This is a genomic window from Bacillus clarus (assembly GCF_000746925.1).
Taxonomy (GTDB): domain Bacteria; phylum Bacillota; class Bacilli; order Bacillales; family Bacillaceae_G; genus Bacillus_A; species Bacillus_A clarus.
Genome location: NZ_JMQC01000008.1, coordinates 5,016,550 through 5,035,394, shown reverse-complemented (window position 1 = coordinate 5,035,394; position 18,845 = coordinate 5,016,550). Strand labels below are relative to the sequence as shown.

General features: G+C 33.7%; 22 protein-coding genes and 2 pseudogenes. 20 read left to right on the top strand and 4 right to left on the bottom strand.

The features are described from left to right. The first annotated feature begins 58 nt into the window (after positions 1–58). Together DJ93_RS26755 and DJ93_RS26750 are read left to right on the top strand one after the other, a co-directional pair. Positions 59–604 (top strand): TetR/AcrR family transcriptional regulator, encoded by a 546-nt coding sequence (locus tag DJ93_RS26755; protein WP_042984060.1) that lies wholly within the window; start codon positions 59–61, stop codon positions 602–604. Positions 605–722: 118 nt separating this feature from the next. Next, entirely contained in the window at positions 723–1,148 is a 426-nt protein-coding gene (locus tag DJ93_RS26750; RefSeq protein WP_042984059.1) for a WapI family immunity protein, read from the top strand. Between the two features lie 41 nt (positions 1,149–1,189). Here DJ93_RS26750 and DJ93_RS26745 read toward each other — a convergent pair whose 3' ends face one another. Both DJ93_RS26745 and DJ93_RS26740 read right to left on the bottom strand, forming a co-directional pair. Beyond that, positions 1,190–2,017, bottom strand: a complete 828-nt coding sequence (locus DJ93_RS26745) for a peptidoglycan-N-acetylglucosamine deacetylase (protein ID WP_042984058.1) — start codon at positions 2,015–2,017, stop codon at positions 1,190–1,192. A gap of 453 nt (positions 2,018–2,470) precedes the next feature. Beyond that, complete coding sequence (locus tag DJ93_RS26740) at positions 2,471–3,118, bottom strand: DJ-1/PfpI family protein (RefSeq protein ID WP_042984057.1); 648 nt, start codon at positions 3,116–3,118, stop codon at positions 2,471–2,473. 391 nt (positions 3,119–3,509) lie between these two features. On the opposite strand from DJ93_RS26740, the gene DJ93_RS26735 reads away from it, so the two are divergent. From DJ93_RS26735 to DJ93_RS26685, 11 genes and pseudogenes are all read left to right on the top strand, one after another. After that, positions 3,510–4,334: an MBL fold metallo-hydrolase gene (locus tag DJ93_RS26735; RefSeq protein WP_042984056.1), complete on the top strand. Its 825-nt coding sequence runs from the start codon at positions 3,510–3,512 to the stop codon at positions 4,332–4,334. A gap of 207 nt (positions 4,335–4,541) precedes the next feature. Further along, positions 4,542–4,931, top strand: a complete 390-nt coding sequence (locus DJ93_RS26730) for a VOC family protein (RefSeq protein WP_042984055.1) — start codon at positions 4,542–4,544, stop codon at positions 4,929–4,931. Between the two features lie 175 nt (positions 4,932–5,106). Then, a pseudogene (locus DJ93_RS26725) lies at positions 5,107–5,580 on the top strand (PLP-dependent lyase/thiolase); the annotation flags it as partial. A gap of 267 nt (positions 5,581–5,847) precedes the next feature. Continuing rightward, entirely contained in the window at positions 5,848–6,531 is a 684-nt protein-coding gene (locus tag DJ93_RS26720; RefSeq protein ID WP_042984054.1) for a DNA alkylation repair protein, read from the top strand. Between the two features lie 16 nt (positions 6,532–6,547). After that, entirely contained in the window at positions 6,548–7,249 is a 702-nt protein-coding gene (locus DJ93_RS26715) for a nucleotidyltransferase domain-containing protein (protein WP_042984053.1), read from the top strand. A gap of 15 nt (positions 7,250–7,264) precedes the next feature. Next, on the top strand, positions 7,265–7,810 hold the full coding sequence (locus DJ93_RS26710) for a GNAT family N-acetyltransferase (protein ID WP_042984052.1): 546 nt from the start codon (positions 7,265–7,267) through the stop codon (positions 7,808–7,810). A gap of 33 nt (positions 7,811–7,843) precedes the next feature. Continuing rightward, complete coding sequence (locus DJ93_RS26705) at positions 7,844–8,344, top strand: GNAT family N-acetyltransferase (RefSeq protein ID WP_042984051.1); 501 nt, start codon at positions 7,844–7,846, stop codon at positions 8,342–8,344. 87 nt (positions 8,345–8,431) lie between these two features. Next, positions 8,432–9,370 carry a DMT family transporter gene (locus tag DJ93_RS26700; protein ID WP_042984050.1) on the top strand — a complete coding sequence of 313 codons (939 nt, stop codon included), beginning with the start codon at positions 8,432–8,434 and terminating at the stop codon, positions 9,368–9,370. A 57-nt stretch (positions 9,371–9,427) separates the two neighbouring features. Next, a complete protein-coding gene (locus DJ93_RS26695) occupies positions 9,428–9,832 on the top strand; it encodes a GNAT family N-acetyltransferase (protein ID WP_042984049.1) in 405 nt (134 codons plus the stop codon). 122 nt (positions 9,833–9,954) lie between these two features. Continuing rightward, positions 9,955–10,554: a hypothetical protein gene (locus DJ93_RS26690; protein ID WP_042984048.1), complete on the top strand. Its 600-nt coding sequence runs from the start codon at positions 9,955–9,957 to the stop codon at positions 10,552–10,554. A 20-nt stretch (positions 10,555–10,574) separates the two neighbouring features. Continuing rightward, positions 10,575–11,822 (top strand): glutathionylspermidine synthase family protein, encoded by a 1,248-nt coding sequence (locus tag DJ93_RS26685; protein WP_042984047.1) that lies wholly within the window; start codon positions 10,575–10,577, stop codon positions 11,820–11,822. A 152-nt stretch (positions 11,823–11,974) separates the two neighbouring features. Here DJ93_RS26685 and DJ93_RS26680 read toward each other — a convergent pair whose 3' ends face one another. Further along, positions 11,975–12,424 carry a hypothetical protein gene (locus DJ93_RS26680; protein WP_042984046.1) on the bottom strand — a complete coding sequence of 150 codons (450 nt, stop codon included), beginning with the start codon at positions 12,422–12,424 and terminating at the stop codon, positions 11,975–11,977. Positions 12,425–12,614: 190 nt separating this feature from the next. On the opposite strand from DJ93_RS26680, the gene DJ93_RS26675 reads away from it, so the two are divergent. From DJ93_RS26675 to DJ93_RS34110, 6 genes and pseudogenes are all read left to right on the top strand, one after another. Beyond that, positions 12,615–13,421, top strand: coding sequence for an AAC(3) family N-acetyltransferase (locus DJ93_RS26675; protein ID WP_042984045.1), 807 nt, complete (start codon positions 12,615–12,617; stop codon positions 13,419–13,421). 12 nt (positions 13,422–13,433) lie between these two features. After that, positions 13,434–14,123: a phosphopantothenoylcysteine decarboxylase domain-containing protein gene (locus DJ93_RS26670; RefSeq protein ID WP_042984044.1), complete on the top strand. Its 690-nt coding sequence runs from the start codon at positions 13,434–13,436 to the stop codon at positions 14,121–14,123. Positions 14,124–14,225: 102 nt separating this feature from the next. Then, positions 14,226–14,699, top strand: a complete 474-nt coding sequence (locus DJ93_RS26665) for a tetratricopeptide repeat protein (RefSeq protein ID WP_042984043.1) — start codon at positions 14,226–14,228, stop codon at positions 14,697–14,699. Positions 14,700–14,711: 12 nt separating this feature from the next. Further along, a complete protein-coding gene (locus tag DJ93_RS26660; RefSeq protein ID WP_042984042.1) occupies positions 14,712–15,767 on the top strand; it encodes a hypothetical protein in 1,056 nt (351 codons plus the stop codon). After that, a pseudogene (locus DJ93_RS26655) lies at positions 15,760–15,948 on the top strand (NUDIX domain-containing protein); the annotation flags it as partial. The gene DJ93_RS26660 and the pseudogene DJ93_RS26655, both read left to right, overlap by 8 nt. Positions 15,949–16,208: 260 nt before the next feature. Continuing rightward, positions 16,209–16,301, top strand: a complete 93-nt coding sequence (locus tag DJ93_RS34110; RefSeq protein WP_001289320.1) for a putative holin-like toxin — start codon at positions 16,209–16,211, stop codon at positions 16,299–16,301. Between the two features lie 228 nt (positions 16,302–16,529). Here DJ93_RS34110 and DJ93_RS26650 read toward each other — a convergent pair whose 3' ends face one another. Further along, positions 16,530–17,357: an HNH endonuclease gene (locus tag DJ93_RS26650; RefSeq protein WP_042984041.1), complete on the bottom strand. Its 828-nt coding sequence runs from the start codon at positions 17,355–17,357 to the stop codon at positions 16,530–16,532. A gap of 149 nt (positions 17,358–17,506) precedes the next feature. Between DJ93_RS26650 and DJ93_RS26645 the strand changes: the two genes are divergently transcribed. Beyond that, on the top strand, positions 17,507–18,592 hold the full coding sequence (locus DJ93_RS26645) for an AI-2E family transporter (protein ID WP_042984040.1): 1,086 nt from the start codon (positions 17,507–17,509) through the stop codon (positions 18,590–18,592). Positions 18,593–18,845: the final 253 nt, after the last annotated feature.

Below are 18,845 nucleotides of genomic sequence, written 5' to 3'. Positions count from 1 at the left end.
ACATAGAGAGTATGCACTGTCGAGAAAGTAAAGGAAAAATCTATAAAGGGGTTTAAAAATGTCTACACCTAAAAAAGAAGATCCTCGTACAGTTCGTTCAAGAAAAATGTTTAAAAATGCTGTTTTTTCTCTCCTATGTGAGAATCCTACTATTTCAAGCTTAACGGTTCAGAAAGTCGCAACAAAAGCAGGATTAAATCGAACAACATTTTACTTACATTATCAAGACATTCAAGATTTACTAGACCAAATCACGAATGAGATTTTGAGTGAGCTTTCTAATAAAATTGTTGATTTAATACATGCAAAAGATTTATCAGAAAAACAAAAGTTAACCCAATTGCTTGATTATTTATATATCCACCGAAATTATTTATTTATTTTATTTAAAATGAATCAATTTGAGGAGCAATTATTTTTATTTATAAAGCAATTAATAGAAACGAGAAGAGAGAATACGAAAAAGGATTTACCAGATGATTATGTTGCAGTTGATATTAAAACAGCCTCATTGGTAGGTATTATCATGTGGTGGATAAGGAATGGCCTTCACTTTAGTTCAGATTATATTGCAAAGCAAATTTATTTCATGTACAAAGGATAATAATTTTAAACAATTCATACGTATTAAAAAACGATTAGAAGAAACTAGTAAAATTTTAAGTATCGAAATTAACAAAACTATATAAAACAAAGGATTCAGAGGTAGAAGGGAGTTATTCATGATTTTTCAAAATGAAAAAATATCATTACACTTAGGTGTTGTAAAATACCAGCTTGAAAATGCAAATAATACGTGTGATCGTAATTGGCTAATGGTAAAAGTGAAACTGTCAGAAGAAAATAGTGTTTTTGAAACGATAGATCCTTGTTTAGAAACTTTCGAATTACAATACATAATAAAATGGTTTCAATCGTTACCAAACCCTAAATATAACGAACTAGATTTCACAGAACCAAATTTAGCGTTTGAATTTATGGAAGAAAAAGAAGGAACGTTTCATATTGTAATTTGTTTATCACATGAAATTAAATCTTCATGGTGTAAGGAAGATGAGTATTCATTCGTTATCAGTATGACGCAAGATGAGAGGGAGAACATTATTCGTTCTTTAGAGGAGCAACAAAGGAATTTCCCAAAACGATAAAAAAGACTTGATACTCATTTAAGAGAATCAAGTCTTTTTTATTAAATACGATTATCGTGCCAGAAGTTTAATGGGAAGTGTTCATTCTCCTGATAGCTTTCTAATTCATACCCTTTTTCTTTCAGTCCTTTAATAATACCAGGTATTGCTTTTACTGATTGTGGATGAATATCGTGCATAAGGATAACTTCTGTTGGCTTTGTAGCACCAGCTAGAACGTTTTCTACGATTTTAACAGATGCAGCATCAACTGGCATTTTGTTATAGTTCCAGTCTAATGAATCAATTGTCCAATCCCAAACTTTTAAACCATTTTCAACAACTTTGTTGCGAAGAGCTTCATTTAATCCAGGCATTGATCCGTATGCTGGACGAGTTAATACTGGTGATTTCCCTAGAACTCCAGTGATTAAGCCTTGGTCTTCCTTCATTTCATCTACGTAATGACCTTCTGTGTACAGCTTTTTATAATTATGAGTCATACTGTGCATCCCAACATAGTGGCCTTCAGCATCTTCACGTTTTACAAGATCAGGGAAGGCTTTCACGTTTGAACCAACTAGGAAGAATGTAGCTTTTGCATTTTCTTTCTTTAACATATCTAACAGCTCAGCCGTATATTTTCCAGGACCATCGTCAAATGTTAAGTAAGCGACTTTTCTAACTTGCCCGTTATATTGCTTAGGCGCTTCCTTTGGAGTAAAGGATGTTTGAATTTCACTTACAAGTTGAACAGATTTTGCTTCATCCTCTGTACTCGCTAGAGCAATATGTGTTGACCCGTATACTGCTTCGTATAAAAACAATACCCCGACGCAGATCAACATAGCTCTTTTCACTAAAGTTGTCATCCTAATTCCATTGCGCATAATTTTCCTTCTCTCTATAAAAGTTCTACTCTACTATATTAGCAATTTTAGGTAGGGAAATGCAAAAAAAATTTGTTACAAGTGCAAAAAGAATTGTGAAAAGTATGCAAGATTTTGTAGGTATTGCAGGTTTGAAAAAGTGAACAAAGAATGAAATGTACTTTCTAATAATGGAATATTTATTGGGATAGGAGGAGTAGGGTTTGTTGAGGTCAAGAAATTAGTAGGTTATTTTACGAGTAATATTTCTAAATATTAGTTTGGCGTGTAAGTGGTAATACTCCTGTACATGTTAGTTTATTTATTGAATTTCATTTTGTGTACGGGAGTAGTGTTTTTACTTTGGAATCCTATCGCTAATGAATGTGGATTCGTTAGCGATAGGATAAGGGTTGTTTACCCAATACATTCCAGGATTGAATGAAAGTTTCTTGATTTATAGAACTTCTGTATTTAATCCTTCTTTACAAACTCTTCGAGCATCAAACTTAATTCTTTTAACAATGGAGCAGGTGCTTTTTTAGGCGAACCTGTATCAAAAGGAGGTTGTGGGTCGTATTCTAACATGAGCTGGACTGCTTTGCTCTTGTCATCTCCAAATTCCCAAGCTACTAACTGGAGAGCCATATCAATACCTGCAGATACACCAGCTGCTGTGATGATTTTTTCATGGCGAACAACTCTCTCTTCAGTTGGAATAGCCCCAAGTGAACGAAGTAGGTCAAAAGAACTCCAATGACTGGTGGCCTTGATGCCGTTTAGTAAACCTGTGGCGCCCAATATTAAAGAACCGGTACATACTGTTGTGGTCCACTTAGTAGTTTTATGTATGTGGCGAATCCAGTTTAGGGTTTCTTCATCATTCATCGGATTTGCATAGTTAGGTGGACGGCATCCAGGGATAACAAGAATATCAGCTGAAGTTACCTCAGTAAAACTGTAATCGGCATGTAGATAGCCCATTTTCGAATCTAATTTAATTAATCCTTTATTTTTAGCAACAAACTTTACGTTACTATTCATTGTCGAAGCAAATACTTCATATGGACCAATAGCATCTAATGCAGTAATCCCATCATAGAGCATAATAGCGATTTTCATTATAATCTCCCCTTAATTTGTTATGTATGTAATTAACAATAATTATACTATACCCCTGTTGTGTATTATTCGGTGATGCTATGGCAATTTTGTGACAAAATCTATTAATATGTGTAATCATTTTTGTGGAGATGTGCTCTTTCATTGCATGATAAAAAAGTTAAATGAATTTGAGCTGAAATTATTTGGGATTTCTACTGGGAGCGAAATTCAGCTTTCTTGGAAGGAAGAAATAATAATTTTTATAGAAATGATACGAAAGTCTTAATAGAGGGTTATCAATAGCTCTTTCGTATGAATGCATTTTAGTTCAAATTATCGATTTAATTATTTTTGATTTTAATTAAAATGGTGGTAAAGAAGCAATTAAATCTATAAAAGGGGTGGGAATGTGTTTAATTATATTTGTACTACATGTGGAGTACAGTATCCCGAAAATCAAGAAGCACCTTCTCAGTGTAAAATTTGTAATGAGGAGAGGCAATATATTAATCCACTGGGACAGTCATGGACAACATTAGAAACAATGCAAAATAGCAATTTATACAAAAATGAAATTATAAAAGAAGAAAGTGGTTTATATAGTATTACTACAAAACCTAAATTTGCTATTGGACAAACAGCATTTTTAATACAAAGTAAAGCTCTAAATATTATGTGGGATTGTATTAGTTATTTAGATGATAAAACGATAAAGAGGATAGATGATTTAGGAGGAATTCAAGCAATAGCACTCTCTCATCCACATTATTACTCTACACAAGTAAAATGGGCGGAAACATTTAATGTCCCTATATATATTCATGAAGATGATAAAGAGTGGGTGGTTCGTCCAAGTGAACAAATTAAATTTTGGTCTGGGGAACATTTGAAATTATCAGAAGAGCTTACATTGTATCGCTTAGGAGGTCATTTTAAAGGTGGAACTGTTATGCACTGGAAAGATGGTTATGAGGGACAAGGAATTTTGTTATCAGGCGATATTATACAAGTAGTTTCTGATCAAAAATGGGTAAGTTTTATGTATAGTTATCCAAATCTCATTCCGTTACCAGCGGATAAAGTTAGAGATATGGCAGAGAAAGTAAAAGATATCCAATTTAATCGACTGTATAATGCATTTCATGGTGTAGTGATGGAAGAAGCAAATAAAGCTGTACAAAGATCTGCTGAACGATATATAAAGGCCCTACAAGGAGAGCTTTTTTATACGTAAGAAAAATTGTAGAGAGTTGATATGTGATTTTATCTCTAAATTTGTATCATTAAGTTTATATGAATGTTATACGAAAGTCCTACTGTTTATTATTTTATAGGCCTTTCATCTTAAGTAGCTCTCCCACTAATGAGGGATATTAAATTATATATATCTAATTTATAGTGGCTATTATAAGCTTTGAAAATTTAAAAGGAGGGAATTTGCATGAAGAATTGGGTTCAGTTTAGATTTGCAAGACCAACAGATAAATTTGAAGAAGTTATAAGTTTTTATGAAACAGGATTAGGGTTAAAACGTATAGGGGAGTTTCATAATCATGAAGGATACGACGGGGTCATGTTTGGATTACCGGATGAAGAGTATCATTTAGAGTTTACAAGGCACGTTAACGGAAGTCCATGTCCTGCACCTACAAAAGATAATTTGTTAGTTTTTTATATGCCTAATAAAGAGGAAATTGAAAAAATAACGAATCGATTAGGTAAAATGGGCTATCATGAAGTTGAACCAGAAAATCCGTATTGGATAGAGAAGGGAATCACAATTGAGGATCCGGATGGTTGGAGAATTGTGCTTATGAATGCAATTGAATAAAGAAGCTCTTTTCGTATGTAATAGAGTGCAACAAATTGATTTGGACATTGATCCCTACAGCGTTTGTAGGGATTTTTATATAAGAAATTCTAATTAAGAAAGTTATTAAAATGTAGAAAGTATTTTGACCAAGAATAAATGTAATAAATATGAGTTATGAAGGAGGTATAGAAATATGACGTTAAACCATTTTGAAGAGTTTTCTCAAAAGGTTGGAAATACACCCCTCATAAAATTAGAATGCGAAGAAACGAAGAATCTTTCTGTCTATGCTAAATGTGAATGGCACAATCCTACAGGATCGATTAAGGATAGAGCAGCATTTGGAATGATAAAAAATTATTTAAAAGAAACGAACAAAAAACAACATATTTTAGAGTATAGTGGTGGGAGCTTAGCGAGATCAATTGGTCGTATTTGTTATTATTTAGGGATTGAATGTACGTTAGTTTTAAGTTCTGGAACCGGTAAATCACTATTAAATGAACTAGATGATTATGGTGCTAACGTAATATGAGTTGATAAATTTAAGGGTTTTTACGCAGTAATTGAGGAGGCAATAGAGATTAACAGAAGAAAACAAGATTCATACTTTTTATTCCAACACTATAATAATGCCAATCTTTTAAGTCATATAGAAGGAACAGGATGTATCAACGTAAATTAAAAGAATAAAACTGGTGCATTGTCACTAGTTATTATAGGATACGAACTAATAAATATGTTAGATCAATTGATTGTGTGTACTGATGTAGCGGGGGTTACTACGAATGAAGGATTAATTTAATTATTTGTGGTAACTAAGAAATTTCACATACCGTAATAAAAAATAAAATATAGGAAAACGAAAAATAATGTAGAATATATCGTAAGTACATATATGAGGTCAATACAATACATAAAAAGAGGTGGGTATATGTTACTTGAAGAAGTAATGCAGCAACTTGAGGAAATGGGAACAGAACAAAATCGAAAGACGTATAAAAATCACGGGGCGAAAGAACCATTATTTGGAGTTAGTTTTGCTAATTTAAAATTGTTAAAAAAGAAAATAAAAAAAGATCATGATTTAGCAATCTCATTGTGGGAAACAAAAAATATGGATGCAAGGACATTAGCGACGATGGTTTTAGATCCGAAAAAACTAGCATCAGAAAAACTTGATGAGTGGGTTCAGGAAGTTGATTATTATTGTTTAATGGATGTCCTTATGACAGCTATTTGCACAGCGCCAATCTCTCTAGAGAAAATGGAGGAATGGACGAAATCTGACGATGAATGGATTGGAAGAGCTGGTTGGTCATTATTAGCGAATATCGCTATAAAAAATAAAACGTTAGAAGATGAATTTTTCTTACCATATTTAAAAGAAATTCATATGCATATACATAATGAAAAAAATAGAAAAAGAGAATCGATGAATCATGCTTTAATTGCGATTGGGATTCGAAATGAAAACTTAGAACAACAAGCAATTGAAATTGCGCGTGAGATTGGAAAAGTAGAAGTTGATCATGGGCCCACTTCGTGTAAAACACCGGATGCAGAACCGTATATTAAAAAGGCACGAGAAAGAGCTGAAAAAAAGAAAGTGAAATGAGAGAAGGGGAAAGGACATGAAAGCAATTGAAGCAGCACGAAGCATAATTGCATCACAATTTCCAAATTGTGATGTTGCTTTACTAGGGGGAAGTGTTGCTCGGGGGGAAGTAACAAAAACATCTGACCTCGATATTATAGTATTTGATAGGAGCTTGCCGTCTTGTTATAGAGAATCTTTCTATAGTAACGGCTGGCCTGTTGAAGTATTCGTACATAATTTTGAAACGTATAAAATTTTTTTCAAAAGTGATTGTGAGCGCGGGAGACCTACCTTACCACATTTAGTTTCAGAAGCAATTGTTTTAAAAGGAAATGATGATATTGTAGCAGTGTTAAAAAATGAGGCAGAGCGGCTACTACGTAAAGGACCTGAGAAGTGGACAGAAGAAATAATAAAGCAGAAGCGCTATTTTATTACGGATGTTTTGGATGACTTTATTGGTGCAACAAAGAGAGAAGAAGAATTATTCATTGCAAATTTATTAGCTGATTTCGTACATGAATTTGTTTTAAGAGTAAATGGCCAGTGGCTCGGTAATTCAAAATGGTTTATTAGAGTGTTAAAAAGATACGATGAGCAATTTGCAGAAAAGTTTGTTGCATCATTTGATCATTTTTATAAAACAGGAGAGAAAATGAACTTGATTGCTTTTGTAGAAGAGACTTTAGAAAATTATGGAGGACGGGTGTTCGAAGGGTTTTCTATGGGGAAATAAAGAGGGGTTAGACAAATGAATTTACCAACTATTCAATTAAGAGAACTATCACTTGATGATGTAGAAGATCGATATCAATGGTCATTAGATAAGGTAGTAACAAAGCACTTAGTTGTACCTGCTCAATATCCGCCATTTACACGTGAAGATACAAGAAGATGGATTGAAACGTGTATAAGTCGAAAAAATGGATATGAACAACGAGCTATTCTCACTGATGAGAATATACACATTGGATGGGTAAATCTAAAAAATTTTGATCAAACGAATAAAAATGCCGAACTAGGAATTGCGATTGGTAATAAAGAATATTGGGGAAAAGGATATGGAATGGCAGCGCTATACAGTATGTTACAAATGGGATTCTCCAAGTTCGAATTGGAGAAAGTTTGGCTACGTGTTGATGAGGATAACTTACAAGCAAGAAAGAGTTATGAAAAAGCTGGATTTGTTTGCGAAGGAATAATGAGAAACGATCGATTACGTCAAGGAAAGTTCATTCATCGCTATCGATATAGTATGTTAAAAGAAGAATATCAATCTATATTTAATAGATTGTAAATATATTATGTAAACCTAAGGGGGTGGGGAAAAATGATTCGATTACTTTCTAAAGAAGATGCGGAGAAATATTGGGACTTACGTTTACAAGCATTGCAAGTAAATCCAGAGGCATTTGTAACAACTTATGAAGAAGCGGTGCGCCAGGAAAATCCTATGGAGCGTGTTGCTAGTAACCTTTCATCTAATAGTAGTTTTACATTCGGTACTTTTAATGAAGAGAATCAATTGCTTGGCGTTGTCACATTACTAACAGAAGAGAAGCAAGTATATAAGCATAAAGGGCATATTGTTGCGATGTATATAGATGCACAAAATAGAAGAAAAGGGCTTGCACGTAAGTTAATTGCAAATGCAATTCAAAAAGCAAGAGAAATACAATTGGAGCAACTGAACTTAGGGGTTGTATCAACGAACGAGCCAGCGAAAAAGTTATACGAAGCAATGGGATTTAAAACATATGGGATTGAAAAAAGAGCTATCAAAATGAAAGATGTATATCGTGATGATGAACATATGGTGTTGTTTCTTTAAAGACTGCATGTTTAATAAAATTTACGAATTTTAATTATATTCATTTTGTTATATAGTATAAGAAAAAACTATATAAGGAGTTTTACGATGAAAGCTATTGCAGTGGGGATATTGGCATCGTTTTTCTTTGCCTTTACCTTTGTTTTAAACCGGGCGATGGATTTGCAAGGGGGAAGTTGGATTTGGAGTGCATCTTTACGGTATTATTTTATGGTTCCAATGCTTTTAGTTATTGTCATGTATAGAGGGAATTTAAAACAACTCTTGCAATATATGAAAAACAATCCGAAAGAATGGTTGTTATGGAGTATTGTTGGATTTGGTCTCTTTTATGCACCGCTTAGTTTCGCTGGTGCGTTTGGACCAGGATGGCTCGTTGCCTCAACGTGGCAAATTACGATTATAGCAGGTATTTTATTAACACCATTATTCGCTACAAATTCATTACATAAAAAACTTCCGATGAAGGAATTATTAATGTCAGGCATTATTTTATTCGGTGTTGTTCTCATGCAAGTGGAACACGCTTCATCTTTAGGAATTCGTGAAACCGTTCTATGTGTAGTTCCTGTACTAATTGCGGCGTTTGCATATCCGCTTGGAAATAGAAAGATGATGCAAGTTTGTAAAGGTGAATTAGACGTCTTTCAACGAGTTCTCGGCATGACATTAGCAAGTTTACCATTTTGGTTTTTATTATCTGGTTACGAAGTATCTACAAACGGATTACCGTCAAGCGGCCAAGTTTTTCAATGTTTTATCGTTGCGATTAGTTCCGGTTTAATTGCGACAGTATTATTTTTCTTTGCGACAGATCTTGTAAAAGACGATCCACAAAAATTAGCAACAGTTGAAGCGACACAGTCTGGTGAAGTTTTATTTGCGCTAGTAGGAGAACTCATCTGGCTATCCGCACCAATCCCATCTTCTTTATCTTGGATTGGGATGAGTCTCGTTATTGTCGGCATGATATTGCATAGTTATGTTGCAGTGGTTGTGAAAAAAGAAGAAAAAATAACCGCGTAAAAAGATTAGCTCTTTGCAATAAAGAGCTAATCTTTTTTCATGAAAAGGGATGAGGATATGGTGTTACAACGTGTGGAACATTTAGAAATAGATTCAATTATAAAAGTATTACAGCATGCGATTGGTCCGAGTGAAGCAAGCTTAATAAAAGCCATATCATTGTATCAAAACGATCACGCAGTGCTATATAAATATAGGAGTAAGGCTTGTATAGGTATAGAGTTAATTGATACAAATAAAGCAAGAATATGTCATATAGCGGTTGCGGCAAAATATCGTAATCAAGGAATTGCACTTCAAATGATAAAAGAAATAATTAGAATGTATGAGTTGACATATATAGAGGCTGAGACAGACGATGAGGCAGTCGAATTTTATAAAAAATGTAGGTTTAAGATTGAAAGTTTGGGAGAAAAATATCCGGGGATAGAAAGATTTCATTGTCATTTCGGGAATGAGTAGTTTTGAAATATGTAAAAAATGTAAATTTGCATATTTCGTTTAGTTTGAAAAAAATGATAATTACATTATATAATAAGAATAACTGGAAAAATATAGATGAGAAGAAATTAGGTGTATAACACATGAGAATGGATAAAAGTAAATTTATGAAAATAGCAGCTTCAATAGGGGTATCATCTTTTCTATTAACAGGATGTGCTGATAATGAAGAAGAAAACGCACAGCAAGAAAGTAGTACTGTGAAAACAGATGGTACGAAGCAAGGAAACGAACGAGAGACATTAAATTGTGATGATAAAGCACCAACAACAGAAAATATAGAAAAAGAAGAATTATGTAGAGATATGAACTCACCTGCTACATTTAATAATGAGAGTTCTCATTTGCCAATTCTCCCGTTCGTTGCTGGATATTTATTAGCAAGTAAGACGTCGAATATGTATAATACTACGAAACCAAATTTTATGAAACGACCTTACACAAACAATATTATCCCGTATCAAGAGAAAGATGAGCGCAGGGGTGGCAGCGGTGGTGGATATTACGGTGGCACTAGTAGTAATAATGATTCCTCAAAGAAAGTCGATTTGAATAAACAGCCGAATAATACGAATAAAGTAACGCCAGATTCAAATATATCAAAGCCGTCTACTACACAAACGCCAAAAGTGAATTCTGGTTCAAGTGGTATTGGAAATGCAAAAGCACCAGCTGGATCCTAATTTGAAAGGATAATGGAGAAATGTATACAGAAAAAGAACAGGAAGAGTATATGAAAGTATGGTTTTCTCTTGCAGAAGAGGCAGCTAGAAATGGATTTACATGGCCGAGTTTATTAGAGAAGGAAGAATGGAATCAATATATGGCAACTGGTATGTACCGGATGCCAGTACATACATATACTGCAATTTCTAAAGCGACAGAAGAGATTATGTATGTGTTGTATAGAACGTATCAGTACATTACAAATACGACAGAGCAATTTCAGCAGCTTGGATTTCCACCAGAAACTTGGGAAATCGCAAGAATGAAACATGTTGGTTTATTTTCATATTTTGCAAGATTTGATTTTATCGTAAATCATGACGATATTAAATTAATTGAAGTAAATTGTGATACTCCGACCGGTTATTTAGAACCATCTGTCGCAAATGAAGTATTATGTCGTCATCATGATGTGAATCATCCGAATCATATTGAAGAACATATTGTGCAAGCTTGGGAGCAGATTAAACATGATTACCAAATAACCAAAGATGAAACAATATATTTTACTAGCTACGATTGGCATGATGAAGACCATCAAACAGTTCAGTTTTTAAGAAGTTATTGTTTACAGCAAAAAACGGACTATGTAGGTATACAAGATATCGTTGTCGCAGATGATGGAATATATACACCGAGCGGAGACCAAATTAAATATTTATACCGACTATATCCAATCGAATATTTAGTTTCAGATACTGATAAAAATGGTAAAAGAATTGGTCTACAATTTTTAGATCATATTGCGCAAGGAAGAGTGCAAATTATTAATCCACCCGCTGCGTTTGTTATGCAAAATAAAGGTGTGATCGCATTAATTTGGCAACTTTATGAAGAAGAAACTTTCTTTGAAAAAGAAGAACGAGACATTATTAAGAAATATTTCCTTCCAACTTATTTTACAAATCATCCATTTATAGAAAGAAAAGAATCATATGTTTCAAAACCATTATTTGGTCGTGAAGGCGGCGGAGTATCTATCTTTGAAAATGACGAACTTTTAGCTGAAGATAAAACAAAGTATTACTTCGAACAACGAAAAATATATCAGCAATACGTAGACATGCCTGACCATACGATTGATTCGTGGGATGGTCCGTATACTGGTAAACTACTCATCGGTTCTCACTGTATTAGTGGTAGAGCTGCGGGACTGTTTTTACGAGTAGGTGAAAGAATAACAGGGAATTTATCGATGTTTACTGGGGTTACGATTGAGGGGTAACATATATGTAAACAGGTGATATAGTGTATAGGGAGAGTACTTTCTCAAAAGAAGAAACAGCTAAATGTAATAAACAAAGAGCCCATCATTTTTAATAGGCTCTTTCATATGAGTATAAATTTAAAGTTAAGATTGCTAGAATGAATGTTTTTCTATTGCTGCGAAGTAACACTCTCATTCTTTTTCATTTCGAAAATCTTTTTACCATCTTCATCTACAATTTTAATAGAATCTCTTAGCACATTAACACCAATATACATAACAGGATTTTTATCTTGTCCTTTATTTTTTTCAATATGTAATACAATAACTGATGTATCTTTTTCGTCTTTTATTTTTTTTACTGTAATTTTATCGTTTTTATACTTGTCTCCAAATGCTAAATATATCATCATTTTACCTTCGCTAATTCGATCATTAGAGTAATGAATCATTTTCGGATCTTCTTGCGCTCTTTCATATAAGTTTGTAGGACCAAAGCCGCCTTCGTTGTAGCGTGATTTTTCTAAAGTCCAATAATCCTCATAGTCACTTTTAAATATTGCACATCCATTTAAAGCGATAATTCCTAATACGAGAAAGGATAATATAAGTTTTTTCATTACTTTCACCTTCTTTTATATATTTTAAATAAATATACCATAATTTAACTGTTGTCAATATACATCGAGAAAAGGAGTTTCGTAGTTATTGATTCAATTAAGTTAAAGATTAAGAAAAATATGATAATATATTTATGTATAAGTTTAATAATTCATTACCATTGGATCAAGAATAAACGGAGGCGTCATTGTGAAAATAAATGATATAGTAGCAAATACAACATTTCCAAATACAATTGAAACGATCGCAAAAGATTTGAAGGCATTAGGAATAGAAGAAGGAATGACAGTCATTGTTCATTCTTCATTAAGTTCAATTGGCTGGGTAACTGGAGGTGCAGTTGCGGTAGTAGAGGCATTAATGAAAGTTATTACTGAAAAAGGTGACATTATTATGCCAACGCAAACATCAGATTTATCGGATCCGAAGAATTGGGGAAGGCCTGCTGTACCAGAAGAATGGTGGCAAATTATTAGGGATAACGTTCCTGCATTTGACCCAACTATAACGCCTACTAGGGCGATGGGGAAAATAGTAGAATGTTTTCGTACATATCCAAATGTATTGCGTAGTAATCATCCGCTGAGTAGTTTCGCAGCTTGGGGGCAAAATGCAGAGAGTATTATAAAGAATCATTCGCTTTCATTGAGCCTTGGAGAAGAATCTCCATTACGAAAAATATATGATTTAGATGGTTACGTATTATTAATTGGTGCCGGTTATAATTCTAACACGTCTATTCATTTATCAGAAATACGTGCAGGAGCTCGTGAATTAATAAAGGTAGGCGCGCCTATTTTAGAAGATGGTATAAGAGTGTGGAAAGAATTCGATGAAATGGATTACGATTCTGATATATTTGTAGCGATTGGAAAGGAATTTGAGTATACAGGATCTGTAACGATTGGGAAGGTCGGAAATGCAACGTGCCGCTTAATGAAGCAACGTGATGTAGTTGACTTTGGCGCGGAGTGGTTTCGATCGGAAAATCAGTAAGGGATGGTCAAGATGAAGGAGAAAAAGATATTAATTACAAGTGGCGGTTGTTTGGAAAAGTGGGATCAAGTGCGTGGACATACAAATTTAGCAAAAGGTACGATTGGGAGAATTCTTGCGGAAGAGCTAATCGCAAAAGGTGCACATGTTATATATTTACACGGTTATTTTGCTGAAAAGCCAGTCGATACAAATAATCAATTAGAATTCCATCCGTTTGAGGGAATCGTTGATTTACAAGATAAGCTGAAGAGTATTATTACGCATGAAAAGATTGATGCAGTCATTATGGCAGCAGCCGGATCAGATTGGATTGTAGACAAAATTTGTGATCAAGAGGGAAATGTTCTTGATATGAATGGGAAGATTTCAAGTGATATAGCACCAATTATTCATTTTCAAAAAGCGCCAAAAGTATTAAAACAAATTAAACAATGGGACCCGGAAACAATATTAGTCGGGTTTAAACTTGAAAGCGATATCAGCGAACAAGAACTCATTCAACGAGCAGGCGGAAGAATGGAACAAGCAAAAGCGAATGTAATGGTAGCGAATTCACCACATTCTTTATATTCACGTGGGGCTGTTCATCATGTTATTGGAGAAGATGGTGATGTCAAGTTGTGTAATGGAAAGGATGAAACGGCGAGAGAGATTGTGAGTAGGTTAGAACACTTATGTAATCGTATTACGGCTTTGTAAATTTAAGATTTTAGAAAGAGAAGAAGCCGCATAACATATAATGAATGTAACTAATAGTACCATTGGATGTACATAATGAACAATAGGTGAGGAGTGGATCCTATGGAACAATTATTAAAGCAAGCGATTAAACTTAGAAACGAAAAGAAATATGCGCAGTCGAGAGAAATACTTATGGGATTAACAAATTTTACGAGGGACGCAGAAGTACTTTATCAATGCGCTTGGATACATGATGTGATGGGGCTTGAAACGGAAGCTGTCCCGTATTATGAGCAGGCGATTGCGAATGGACTAGATGGCGAATCGCTTTGTGGTGCTTATATCGGTCTTGGCAGTACATATCGTTGCATAGGGGAATATGATAAAGCGATCGTTGTATTTGAAGCTGGATTAAAGAAGTTTCCTGAAAATGACGTAATGAAAGTGTTTTTATCACTAGCAAAATACAATGTGACAGCGCATGAGGAAGCAATGAAGTTATTGTTAGAGATAGTTGTGAAAGTAGACGAAGTAAAAGAATTCGAACGCACTATTTTATATTATAAAGACCACTTAAATGAAGTCTTTAAATAGAGGAGTGAAGGCATGAACACATTAATTTCGCGAAGGCGAAGGGGGATTTGGTTTGCACTTGTAGCTTTCATTATATTGTCGAATTATTTAGTGTATGCCATTCCGATAACGCCAGTTGTACCGAAAGAAGTAGCACTTGGTTCATTATTAGATTTTATTATTGTAATTCCTGTTATCACATATTTTTTTATAATAAGAAAAAGATATTCGTTAACGTATATCTTTCCTGTAGTAATTGCTGGATATGTTTTCGCGAGATTTATTATACCAAGCGATTATTTACAAGCTTTTTCATTTGTTTCTTATATTATATTGGCTGGAGAAATTGCTTTTGTAGGGCTAGAACTATTCATTCTATATAAGATTGCTAGAAATTTGCCAAAGATTATACGAGGGTATAAAGAGTATAGAAGAGAATATTCATCATTTTCCTATGCGATTGACAAAGCACTTGACGCTACAATGAAAAGAAGTGTGGCAGTAAATGTAATTGTTTCAGAGTGTAAGTTACTGTACTATGCATTCTTTTCGTGGCGTGCAAAAGTTCAAGAAAGTGAGTTTACCTATTCATATCATAAAAAAACAGGTGCAATAGGCGTTTATGTAATGCTTATTCACGCGACATTAATTGAAAGTATTGGTTTTCATTATTTATTTCATCAATGGAATCCAGTTATAGCTTGGATTTTACTTATTCTTAATTTATATGCGATGTTTTATTTTTTAGCTGAAATCCAAGCGATTCGTAAAAATCCAATTATAATAACTGAAGAAAGTGTGGTTCTTCAAATTGGCTTAGGAAAGAAAATTATTGTCCCATATACGCAAATTGAGGGGATTATTTTTTACAAAGGTGGACCATTAACGAAAGAAGAAGAAAAAGAGACTCTTGAAGCAACTGTTTTGGAATTTATTAAAGAACCTGCTACGTTTGAAATAAAGTTAAAGGAGCCGATAAAAGCACAATTGTTATATGGCTTTTCTAAAAATGTCAGGCGTGTTCATTTAAATGTTGATGATGATCGGAAATTTTATGATACGCTTATGGAGAAGTTAAAGAATGAATAAAGTTCCGAACTATCATCGTGCATTTGGGGTATACGGAATTTGTATCAAAAATAATAAAATGTTAGTAATCGATACAAGTAAGGGACCGTATAAGAATCGTTACGATCTTCCAGGTGGAAGTTTAGAAGAAGGAGAATCGCTATTAGCCGGACTTCATAGAGAAATTTATAATAAAAGGGGAAATTTAAAAAGAATGGATATAGCTTGCTTACAGCAGCTATTGAAACTATAGAAAGAAAAATACGGCATGATTCCACATTGGTGAAATGATAGCTGATGCATATGCAATAAAAAAATAGTGATAAATAAAAAACCAGCAAGCTTTAAGTGTGCTGGTTTTCATCGTAAACTACTGAAAAATATGGTAAAATTAAGAGGTAACTTATGGTACGGTTGGTTGTTCAGTTATCACTTCTCCGAATAGAAGGGAGGTGATAATAAATGAGTGAAATTGCGTTGTTATTGCAAGGTGGACTGTTTCTCGTTGCATTGTTAACGTTCGTTGTCGTTTTAATCGACAAGCTCAAAAAATAACAACCCACCTATGCCTATAGAATGTGGGTTGTTTTGTTTGTACGAAACAAATAGGATAAATGAACAATCCAATCTGCTAAGTTACGTAGACTAGTGTGTAGCCGCACACTAGTCTATTTTATTTATACACAATTTATCATTGTTTTATGTGATTGTATTGTTCTTCTCATACTTATTATAACATAGTGTCTTTTCATCAAGAAAGGAGACCGTATGTTCTTGTGTGGATTAAATAGAAGGTTTCATACTTTTTTCTTTAAATAAACTATCCATATATTCTTTCAAGCTCTCAATATAAAATGTTTGTTCCGCTACATGATTTACCCCGACAATTGGTGATGGGAGTGCATATCTTTTACCGGATAAATGGACAACGACATCAAAAATATCGAATAGGCGGATGAAACAGAAGAGGCCATCTTTATCACTAAGTAATATAAAGTAGTGATTGTCACTCTTAGTATTTAATGTATTCCATAATGAACTTTTACTTAAATCACGAACAATACTTTTTTCTTTTAATTCGATAAAATCGGCATTCGATATAATAGTAGAGATATCAATTGCATCTGGATCATCAAAATAACCATCAATTGTCTGTACGGCGAAAGTATAAGCCATTTTTAGTACACTCATCTTATATTTTCGATTGTCTAAAAGTAGTTCTCGTTGGATAGAACTAGCGACCTTTGTTACACGTTCTTCTTTCCAAATTTCATTATGTAGTGAAATGTCATGTTTTTTACATAGTTTCATAATTAATGAGTTGGAATAATGGATTTCATCATTCGTTTCAACTGTATCAGTTTCAGCAGCTGCTAACTCTTGACCATATTCATTCGTATATAGAGGAGAATCAATTTGTTTTTTCATTTGTTCAATCTTATATTGACTCAGTTTATGTCGAATTAATGGGCGATCAACATTTGTTATCATATGTTCATGACAGGAATCACAAATTGAATTTGTAAAATAATATCCACATAAAATCTCTGGGATGACATGCTGTTCACTAAGTTCTTTCGTTTCTTTTCTGCAAATGATGCATTGCGTCATATTTATCACCTTTATCTGCAAATTTGTCTGTACTCTCATTGTAGTGTATTTAATGATATTTTGGAATATTGTAGAGGAAAATATAATGTAAAATTCATGATTGTTTTGGTACAATAAAGAGAAGTGCTAGTTTAAAGGAGGCCGTTTTTTTGAAATCGAAAGTGCACTTTTGGACATTAGAAGTGCTAATGGTTGTAGGAATTATATTTATTTGCACAAAAATATCATTTCTATTTCAGCCAATTGGTATCTTCATCTCAACATTATTTTTCCCAATTTTAATCGCTCTGTTTTTATACTTCATTTTCAATCCTGTCTTAGTCTTTTTAGAGGATAAAAAAGTACCTAGAAGTTTAGCGATTTTACTGTTATATCTTTTTATTATTTCATTAACTGGAGTTGCGATTGGAGTAGTCGTTCCAACCATTTCACAACAGCTAATGGATTTAGTAAAAAATATGCCGCTTTATATTAAAGAGGGAAAAATATACATACAAGAATTATCTCACCATAGGCTATTTGAATGGCTAGCTACACAAAATTACGTTTCAATTGAAACAATTGAAAAGAATGCAATTGAATATTTAAAAGAAATACCAAACACAATTACGTCGAGTGCAACGGCTTTATTTGGTATCATCACAAATGTTGCATTAGTAATCTTTACAGTACCGTTCATTTTGTTTTATATGTTTAAAGATGGACATGCATTTCCAAAGAAGGCTGTTAGCTTATTGCCAGAGTCTTACCGTGAGGAAGGACTTCGCATTATAAAGGAAACGAATGAAACGTTGTCTGCATATATTCAAGGTCAAGCGCTCGTTTGTTTATTTGTAGGTGCATTTACATTTATCGGTTATTTAATTATCGATTTGCCATATGCTTTCGTTTTAGGGATTATCGCAGCATTCACAAATATTATCCCAAACTTAGGACCGTTTATTGGGGCCGCACCAGCAGTTATTGTTGGATTATTTGTATCTCCCATGCAGGCCGCTTGGGTAATCGTAATTGTAACGATTGTACAGCAATTTGAAAGTAATATCATTTCACCGCGTATTATGAGTTCGAAGCTAAACATTCATCCGTTGACAATTATCATCCTTATTTTAGGGGTAGGTAACTTTGCTGGAATTATCGGAATGATTTTAGCAGTACCAGTTTATGCGGTAACGAAAACAGTTGTCTCAAACTTAGTGAGATTGTTTAAAACGAAACGAAGTAATCGAAAATAGAGTGGGATAAAAAAGACGCATCGCTTATAAAGTGATGTTTCTTTTTTTTATCCTGCATTAACTGCTCGTAAAAGCCCGATTGGTGTGGGCTAATAATCAGCGGGGGATGGAAAAAAACTGATTAAAGTTTCACTTTTTATGGACACCCGCATTAGAGTTTGTGCAAAAATTCATTCGCAAGCCTTAAAAGGGTATTTACAGTCTTGGAAATATTGGAATTGGCTAATACATCATGATGAAAGCATAAATTTTA